The organism is Humidesulfovibrio sp., assembly GCF_030689645.1.
Classification (GTDB): Bacteria; Desulfobacterota; Desulfovibrionia; order Desulfovibrionales; family Desulfovibrionaceae; genus Humidesulfovibrio.
Map to the genome: position 1 here is coordinate 1 of NZ_JAUYFU010000025.1, position 8,187 is coordinate 8,187.

Sequence of the window (8,187 nt, forward strand, 5' to 3'; positions counted from 1 at the left end):
GAAGCTTGGCGCGCATTTGAACCGCGTGACGCTGTACCGGATTCTTGACCTGCTGGTGGAGCACAAGGCCGCCACCAGGCACAACGCAGGCGAACGCGCCTTCCGCTACTGCCTGCGTTCGGGCGCAGCGGGGCACGCCCATTTCACCTGCAATCGTTGCGGCCATACGAAGTGCATGGACTCCGGCCCCTTTGACTCCGGCCTGGGCGAGCTGCTTTCGCATCTGCCCATGCGCGTGGATTCGGCGGAGATCCGCTTCGGCGGCGTGTGTCAGGGCTGCCTGGGCAGCTGATTGGACCTGCTTGAAAGGAAGAGGCCCGGCCTGGAGTAACCGCTCCTGGCTGGGCCTTTTTTGAGGCTGATCGGTTTTGTGCTTTGTTTCCGTCGTTCATATGATTATTTGCTCGTCAGTCCTACTTTTCCGAGCAAACAGGCAAGCTACGTGTTGCCCGGCTGGAACCATCTGCGCTAGGGTTGCGCCCGCGCTTGAGCCCCTGCTTTTCCATGATGGCGCAAGCAGGTGCGCCTGGGCTTTGAGCAAGAAAAAAACGGATTTTCGGAGGACAGATGGAGAGCGAAAGATTCATTGACGGAGTGACCCAGATCGGCTTTGGAGCAGGCATGGTGCGCATTGACCTGGGCACCCTTTCGACGGACAAGAAGGATGAGTCGGGTGAGCCGGCCCTGGAGACCCGCGAGCGGTTGGTGATGCGTCCCGAGGCCTTTTTGCAGATGCTGATAGCTTTCGACCACATGGCCAAGCGCCTTGCGGACGCCAACATCCTGCCGCAGAACCCCGCTGCGCAGGGCCAATAGCAGCAGACTGAGTCACCGCGAGCATGAAAACAGGGCCGTCTCCGCAAGGCTTGATCCTTTGCGAAGACGGCCCATTCGTGTCCTCTGTTGTTCGGCTCGCCGACAGTCCAGCGTTTCTCGCGCTGGCCTAGACCTTCACCTCATAGCCCAACTGCACCATATCGGCGCGCTGGCCGCCCCGGATGCCGAAGTTCTCGCGCGGCTGGTCGATGACCCGGATGAACACATCGTTCCTGTCCACCCCAAGGGCTTCCAGCGCCGTGACAATGGCTGCGTAGAGCGCTCCCTTCGTCTCAGGGGTGCGCCCCGCGAAGAGCGCTATCTCCACCAACACGTATTTGTCTGACTTACCCTCGGGCAGCAGCCACTCGTCCGCGCCATGCACGCACAGGCGGAGATTGCGGTCGTGCGGGGGCAGGCCAAGCGTGTCGGTGATGGCGGCCTGGACCGCCTCCATGAGCGCACGCTTCTCGTCGCTTGTGCGGCCTTCAAGGATGCTCACCAGGGTCACGGGCATGGCGGATTCCTTACAGTTTGGCCAAGCCGGTCGGGGGCAGGTTCTTCTCCAGCACATGCGCCATCTGGAGCATCCTGGCCTCGTCAAAGGCCCGTCCGGTGAGCTGCAGGCCAACAGGCATGCCGGTCTCGCGTCCCAGGCCCACGGGCAGGCTCATGCCCGGCAGTCCGGCCAGGTTGGTGCTGATGGTGAATATGTCCATGAGGTACATCTGCAAGGGGTCGCTGGTCATCTGGCCCACCTTGAAGGCCGTGGTGGGGCACACCGGACCGGCCAGCACGTCGCACTCTTTCAGCGCGGACTCGAAGTCCTGGCGGATGAGGCGGCGAACCTGAGCGGCCTTGCGGTAATACGCATCGTAATAGCCTGAGGACAGGACGTAGGTGCCCAGGATGATGCGGCGCTGGACCTCGTCGCCAAAGCCCTCGGTGCGGCTTTTCACGTACATGTCCAGCAGGTTTTCCGGGGCGCTGGTGCGGTGGCCGTAGCGCACGCCGTCGAAGCGCGCCAGGTTGGAGCTCGCCTCGGCCACGGCGATGATGTAATATGTGGCGATGGCGTACTGCGAAAGATTGAGCTTAACAGGCACGGTCTTGGCGCCCAGTTCCTCGGCCTTTTTGACGGCAGCGGCGCAGGCCTCGGCCACTTCGGGCGAGAGCCCCTTGTCCCAGTACTCGGCGGGCAGGCCGATGGTCAGGCCCTTCAAGTCCGCGCGCTCGGAAAGGGCGGCAACATAGTCGGGCACAGGCACGTTCACACTGGTGGAATCGCGTTCGTCGTGTCCGGCGATGACGGCAAGCATGCGGGCCGCATCCTCGACGCTTCTGGTCATGGGGCCGATCTGATCCAGTGAGGAACCGTAGGCCACCATGCCGAAGCGCGATACGCGGCCATAGGTGGGCTTGATGCCCACGATGCCGCAGAAGCTGGCGGGCAGGCGGATGGAGCCGCCGGTGTCGGTGCCAAGTGCGCCGTAACACTGGCCTGCGGCGACAGTTGCGCCGGAGCCGCCGCTGGAGCCGCCGGGCACGCGGTCGAGATCCCAGGGATTCTTGGTGGCGAAGTAGGCCGAGTTTTCCGTGGTGGAGCCCATGGCGAACTCGTCCATGTTGGCTTTGCCCAGCAGGATGGCTCCGGCGTCCTTCAGGCGCGCCACGGCGGTGGCGTCGTACACGGGGCGGAAATTCTCAAGAATCTTGGAGCCGCAAGTGGTGGGCACTCCCTTGGTGGCCAGCACGTCCTTGACCACGAGGGGCACGCCCCACAGGGGCTTTGCCGGGTCTGGACCAGTTGCGTCCAGGCTTTCCGCCAGGGCGCGGGCTTCCTCGGCCTGCACCGAGAGCAGCGCCTTGACCTTGGGCTCTGTGGCGTCGATGCGTAAGAGCGCGGCCTGGGTCACTTGGGCGGCGCTGACGGTCTTGTCCGCAAGGGCCTTGCGGACCTCGGAGAGGGTCATCTGCGTAAGTTCGGGCATGTGTGGTATCCGTTGGGCAGGGTGTTGCTAAACGATGCGCGGCACGATGAAGAACGCGCCGTCGGTCTCCGGGGCATTTTTCAGGATGTCCTCGCGCGCGTAATCCTTGCGAACCACGTCGTCGCGCATGACGCTCACCTGATCCACCGGGGTGTACATGGGCTCAACGTTCTGGGTGTCGAGCTCAGCAAGCTTGTCCATGTAGCCAAGGATGCCGCCAAGCTGCTCGGCGTACTGGCCGATCTTTTCCTGGCTCAGTTCGAGCCGGGAGAGTTTGGCCACCTTGGCCACCTGTTCAGGGCTGATTTTCATCGGTTGCTCCTTAATCCTTGACGTCCCGGGTCAGGCTGCCTGAGGGGCCGTCCTTCTTGTTCTTCTGAATCTCGCGGGAAATGACCAGGCGCTTCTCCCGGCGATCCTTGGTCTTCTGGATGCTGGCACGCATGGAGTCTGCGTCCACCAAGGCCTTGCCGTCCTTGCGCGGGGTAAACAGGTACAGGTTTTGCCTGGCCTGACCTTCAGCGCTCCAGACCACCGGGGCCATGCTGTAGTCCAGGTCCTTCAGGCCTGCAAGGCGCAGGTTGACCTCGGCAGGGGTCCAGCCCTCTCCAAGGCCTAGGCGGGCGGAGAGACGTACGAAATCATAGCCGAGGGCCACCCAGAAGTCTGCCTGGCCAAGGTTCTGTTCGTCCATAATGGCCTGCAGGGCGCGGCCGCCAGTGGTTTCGGGCCACCATGCGCCGGGGCAGGCTGCTTGCTGGAAGTAGGTGTCGTCAACGTCCTGGGCGTTATCCAGGCCCACGCTCCAGAGGTCTGTTCCCAGGAACAGCAGGTGCTGGCCCTCAAAAAAATGGAAGTTCGAGGCGAGCATTTCGGCCTGGCCCCAGTCCTCGGGCATGAACACGGCGCCGAAGTCCGGCATGGCCAGGGGCATGTTCTTGTTGCGGCGGAAGCCTTCCGGGATCTTGAGCAGGTGGCTCACGCTATGAATCCAGCGCGGGTGGTCGTCGGGCGGATAGGTCTCGTTAGCCGCCACGCGCAGGCCCTTGGCCTTGGCCTCAGCCTGAAAGACTTCGGCCATGCGCTGTCCATAGCGATTCTTGGGAGCAAGGATGGCCACGGAGCGGATGCCCAGCTGGTTGGCGGTCAGGTCCACAAGGGCGCGGGCCTGGTCCTGAAAGCTTGGGTAGAAGCGCCAGGCCTGTTTGCCTTCCTGAACTGCCCCTAAATCAGGCTGGAAGGCGAAAACGGCGCGTCTTGTCAGGGCGCCGTCCGCCGCCAGGGTCTTGAGCGCCTCCACGTTCAGCAACGGCCCGCCAACGATGGCGACGCTTGCGGGCAGGGCTGCCAGTTGCTCGCGCCAGTCCGGGGCTTCGGCGTTGATGACCTTGATTTCGACCTTGCGGCCTTGCTGGGTGAGGCGTTTCTGGGCTGCTCCGGCTCCGCGCAACACCTTTTGCCCCGTGCTGCCGAAGCGGCCGGTCAAGGGCAGCACCAGGGCCACGCGCGTGACGCCGTCGCGGCTCATGGGCAGGAGCGCCTGGGGCTGGTCTGATGCGACGCGGGTGGCGTTTTGGGCCAACAGGGGGCCGGGCAGGGCGCTGGCGGCTGCAATGGTCGCAGGGCGGATCAGGGTCGCGCGCGCGCTGCGGCGGGCCGCCTCGCGCAGGATGAGCGCCTGGGGAAAGACATTGGTGGCCGGGCCGGCGGCGCGGGCCAATGCGGAAAGCTGGTCATTGGGCAGGTCCGCCAGGGCGGAGGAGTACAGGCGTTCCAGCAGGAGCCTGGACGCGTCGTCCGGGGCCTGGCGGTGGATCTCGGCGAGCAGGTCCATGGTGCGGGCGTAGTCGCCTCCGCGGGTGCCGTATTCCGAAAACAGCACCATGGCGCGGGCGCGCACCTCGAAGGGCAGCTCCGTGTGGGCCGTGAGCCAAGCCTGGTGGGTGTCGAGCAGATCCTGACGGTTCAGGGCCGCCAAGGTGCGGATGTAGAGCTCATGCCAGGGCCAGGCGCCGAGCACGGTCTTGTCCGCTGCGGCGCGTCGGTCCAGGGCCTGCTTGGCCTGATGGAAGTGGCGGGCCTTGAAGGAGCTTTCGGCCAGTCTGTCCAGGGCAAGCAGCCTGCTCGCGCGGTCCAGGTCGCCGCGTTCAAGCAACCGCGAGTACAGCAGTTCGGCCAGGGGGTAGTTCCCGGCTTTCCAGAAGCTCTCGGCTTCCGTGGAAAGATCTGCCGTGGACTGCTCCCGCAGGGTCTCCATCTCTGGTTGCGAAGGGGTTGGCAGGGCCATCATGGCGCAGCCCGCCACGGCCAGCATGGTGGCCAGGAGAAGGGAGAGGCTCAACAGCCGCGCGGCGGAAGAACGGACGACCTTGTGGAGCTTGATCGTGGCCTTGTTCATGCTGTGGCCTCCCAACTTGCCTGTGTGCATAAAAAAATCCCGGCCCGCGAACAGTCCGCAAGCCGGGATATGGTAAGCTCTCTTGCCGTGCAAGGCAAGCCGCGCTTGGCGTAAGGGGCTATTTGACCTCGGTGTAGTCCGCGTCCACGACGTTGTCGTCGGCGGGCTTGGCCTTGCCGCCGCAGGTGCCGCCAGCGCAGCCGCCAGCGCCTCCGGCAGCGCCGCCAGCGCCGGGCTCGGCCTGCTTCTGGGCGTACAGCTGCTCGGCCAGCTTGTGCGAGGACTGGGCCAGCTCGTCGGCAGCGGCCTTGATGGTGTCAACGTCCTCGGTCTCCAGGGCCTTTTTCACGGCTTCGATCTTGGTCTCGACGTCGCCCTTGAGCACTGCGTCGACCTTGTCGCCGATGTCGCGCAGGCTTTTCTCGGTGGAGTACACCAGGGAGTCGGCCTGGTTGCGGGCCTCGATGAGAGCCTGCTTCTTCTTGTCGTCCTCGGCGTGGGCCTCGGCGTCCTTGACCATGCGGTCGATGTCCGTCTCGGACAGGCCGCTTGAGGCGGTGATGCGGATGGACTGTTCCTTGCCGGTGCCGGTATCCTTGGCGGACACGTTGACCAGGCCGTTGGCGTCGATGTCGAAGGTGACCTCGATCTGCGGCACGCCTCGCGGGGCGGGCATGATGCCGGTGAGCTCGAAGCGGCCCAGGGTCATGTTGTCGCCCGCCATGGGACGCTCGCCCTGGAGCACGTGGATGGACACCGAGGGCTGGGAATCAGCCGCAGTAGTGAACACCTGGCTCTTGCGGGTGGGAATGGTGGTGTTGCGCTCAATCAGCTTGGTGAACACGCCGCCCATGGTCTCTATGCCAAGGGAAAGCGGGGTCACGTCGAGGAGCAGCACGTCCTTCACGTCGCCCGCCAGGATGCCGCCCTGAATGGCCGCGCCCATGGACACGACTTCATCGGGGTTCACGGTGCGGTTTGGCTCTTTGCCGAAGAACTCGCCCACCTTCTGCTGCACCAGCGGCATGCGGGTCATGCCGCCGACCAGCACAACTTCGTCGATCTCCTTGGCGGTGAGGCCTGCGTCGGCCAGGGCCTTCTTGCAGGGGCCGATGGTGCGCTCGACCAAGTCCATGACCAGCGACTCCAGCTTGGCGCGGGTGAGCTTGATCATGAAGTGCTTGGGGCCGTTCTGGTCGGCGGTGATGAAGGGCAGGTTGATCTCGGTCTCCATGGTGGTGGAGAGCTCCTGCTTGGCCTTTTCGGAGGCCTCCTTCAGGCGCTGCAGCGCCATGCGGTCCTTGGCAAGGTCGATGCCGTTCTCGCGCTTGAACTCTTCCACCAGGTGCTGGATGACCTTCTGGTCGAAGTCCTCGCCGCCCAGGAAGGTGTCGCCGTTGGTGGCGCGCACTTCCACGACGTTGTCGCCCACTTCGAGGATGGAGATGTCGAAGGTGCCGCCGCCCAGGTCGAACACGGCGATCTTTTCATTCTTCTTGCGGTCCATGCCGTAAGCGAGGCTGGCCGCCGTGGGCTCGTTGATGATGCGCTTGACCTCAAGGCCGGCGATTTTGCCCGCGTCCTTGGTGGCCTGGCGCTGGGAGTCGTTGAAGTAGGCGGGCACGGTGATGACGGCCTCGGTGACGGTCTCGCCCAGGTAGGTCTCGGCGTCTTTCTTCAGCTTCTGCAGAATGAAGGCGGAGACTTCGGGCGGGCTGTACTTCTTGCCAGCGATTTCGACCCAGGCATCGTTGTTCTTGCCGGCCACGATTTTATAGGGGCAGTGCTCGCGCCATTTTTTTACCTCGGGAGCGTCGTACTGACGGCCCATGAGGCGCTTGATGGCGTAGATGGTCTTGTCCGGGTTGGTGACGCTCTGACGCTTGGCGATTTCGCCGATCAGGCGCTCCTTGTCCGTGAAGGCCACGATGGACGGGGTGGTGCGTCCGCCCTCGGGGCTGGTGATGCATTTGGGGTCCTTGCCTTCCATGACGTACACGCAGGAATTGGTGGTGCCCAGGTCGATGCCGATTATCTTGCCCATGAATCTAACCTCCGGGTGAGGAATAATGTTTTCTGATGACTGTGAAGTAAGACCGCTTTTTCCGATGTAAAGGCCGGACCCTTTAGTCGTCCGTCGTCTTGTTCACCAAAACTTTGGCCGGGCGGATAACGCGCCCTTTGAGCACGTACCCGGCTTGCGCGACCTTGGCCACGCAGCCTTCGGGCTGGCCTTCCTGGCACACGGTGCCTATGGCCTCGTGCACGTTGGGGTCAAAGGTTTCGCCACAGGCGCCCACGCACTCCAGGCCATGCTTCTTGAGCGTGTCCAGAAAGATCTTGCGGGTCATGTCCACGCCCATGACCACGTTCTTGCAGGCCGGGGCGTCGCCCGCGTGCTCGATGGCCAGGGCCAGGTTGTCCAGCACGGGCAAAAGGTCCGCCAGCACGGACTCCGTGGCGTAGCGGCGCACCTCTTCGGTCTCCCGCTGAATGCGGCGCTTGAAGTTCTCGTTGTCGGCCAGGGCGCGCAGCTTCACGTCCTCGGCCTCGGCCATGACCGCGCACTTGGTGCACACATGCGCCTTGCACAGGGCCGCAAGCTCTTCTTCGCTCAGGTTCACTTGGCCCGCTTCAGCCTGTGTCGGCTGTTCAGGCGCGGCGGCGACCGTCTCGGCGTCCTTGGCGTTGTTCTTGTCATTCTTCGACATGTGAATCCCGTCCTTCTGGGTCGCCCTGCGGGGCGTTTGGTCCGACACAGGCGACGCCGGGCTGCTCGTAACAAAGCGCGCCCGGCGTCGAGGTCAGTCACATTTGTAAGCACGGTTCAAGTGTTGTCAACACGGTTCGGTGCTGGTTTCATGTTCCGGGGTGCAAAAAACTGCGCGCGGCTTAAAGCAGAAACTGGCCGTCCTCGTAGATTGCGCGCCTGCCGCCGCCGGGAAGCAAGGCGGTGACTCGTTTCTTTTCGGTGTTCACGAG

General features: G+C 63.8%; 8 protein-coding genes. 2 read left to right on the forward strand and 6 right to left on the reverse strand.

The genetic code is table 11. From position 1 onward, the window contains the following. Window positions 1-292: Fur family transcriptional regulator (locus Q8O35_RS04280; protein ID WP_305570966.1), on the forward strand; the 292-nt coding region annotated here is incomplete at its 5' end. Between the two features lie 275 nt (window positions 293-567). Further along, window positions 568-816 (forward strand): hypothetical protein, encoded by a 249-nt coding sequence (locus tag Q8O35_RS04285; RefSeq protein WP_305570968.1) that lies wholly within the window; start codon window positions 568-570, stop codon window positions 814-816. A gap of 127 nt (window positions 817-943) precedes the next feature. Here the strand turns inward: Q8O35_RS04285 and Q8O35_RS04290 are convergent, their stop codons facing one another. From Q8O35_RS04290 to grpE, 6 genes are all read right to left on the reverse strand, one after another. Beyond that, window positions 944-1,333 carry a tautomerase family protein gene (locus Q8O35_RS04290; protein ID WP_305570970.1) on the reverse strand — a complete coding sequence of 130 codons (390 nt, stop codon included), beginning with the start codon at window positions 1,331-1,333 and terminating at the stop codon, window positions 944-946. Window positions 1,334-1,343: 10 nt separating this feature from the next. Beyond that, window positions 1,344-2,807, reverse strand: a complete 1,464-nt coding sequence (gatA, locus tag Q8O35_RS04295; RefSeq protein WP_305570972.1) for an Asp-tRNA(Asn)/Glu-tRNA(Gln) amidotransferase subunit GatA — start codon at window positions 2,805-2,807, stop codon at window positions 1,344-1,346. Between the two features lie 27 nt (window positions 2,808-2,834). Further along, the gene (gatC, locus tag Q8O35_RS04300; protein WP_305570974.1) at window positions 2,835-3,119 is read right to left on the reverse strand and encodes an Asp-tRNA(Asn)/Glu-tRNA(Gln) amidotransferase subunit GatC; all 285 of its coding nucleotides are present in this window, start codon (window positions 3,117-3,119) and stop codon (window positions 2,835-2,837) included. A 10-nt stretch (window positions 3,120-3,129) separates the two neighbouring features. Further along, a complete protein-coding gene (locus tag Q8O35_RS04305; protein ID WP_305570976.1) occupies window positions 3,130-5,205 on the reverse strand; it encodes a penicillin-binding protein activator in 2,076 nt (691 codons plus the stop codon). Window positions 5,206-5,323: 118 nt separating this feature from the next. Then, window positions 5,324-7,249 carry a molecular chaperone DnaK gene (gene dnaK / locus Q8O35_RS04310; protein ID WP_305570978.1) on the reverse strand — a complete coding sequence of 642 codons (1,926 nt, stop codon included), beginning with the start codon at window positions 7,247-7,249 and terminating at the stop codon, window positions 5,324-5,326. An 82-nt stretch (window positions 7,250-7,331) separates the two neighbouring features. Continuing rightward, complete coding sequence (gene grpE, locus Q8O35_RS04315; RefSeq protein WP_305570981.1) at window positions 7,332-7,916, reverse strand: nucleotide exchange factor GrpE; 585 nt, start codon at window positions 7,914-7,916, stop codon at window positions 7,332-7,334. Window positions 7,917-8,187 lie beyond the last annotated feature (271 nt).

What these genes read in the sequence shown, in the direction of transcription:
- Q8O35_RS04285 (WP_305570968.1), top strand. Translation starts at nt 568, where the DNA reads ATGGAGAGCGAAAGATTCATTGACGGAGTGACCCAGATCGGCTTTGGA.
- Q8O35_RS04290 (WP_305570970.1), bottom strand. Translation starts at nt 1,333, where the DNA reads ATGCCCGTGACCCTGGTGAGCATCCTTGAAGGCCGCACAAGCGACGAG.
- gatA (WP_305570972.1), bottom strand. Translation starts at nt 2,807, where the DNA reads ATGCCCGAACTTACGCAGATGACCCTCTCCGAGGTCCGCAAGGCCCTT.
- gatC (WP_305570974.1), bottom strand. Translation starts at nt 3,119, where the DNA reads ATGAAAATCAGCCCTGAACAGGTGGCCAAGGTGGCCAAACTCTCCCGG.
- Q8O35_RS04305 (WP_305570976.1), bottom strand. Translation starts at nt 5,205, where the DNA reads ATGAACAAGGCCACGATCAAGCTCCACAAGGTCGTCCGTTCTTCCGCC.
- dnaK (WP_305570978.1), bottom strand. Translation starts at nt 7,249, where the DNA reads ATGGGCAAGATAATCGGCATCGACCTGGGCACCACCAATTCCTGCGTG.
- grpE (WP_305570981.1), bottom strand. Translation starts at nt 7,916, where the DNA reads ATGTCGAAGAATGACAAGAACAACGCCAAGGACGCCGAGACGGTCGCC.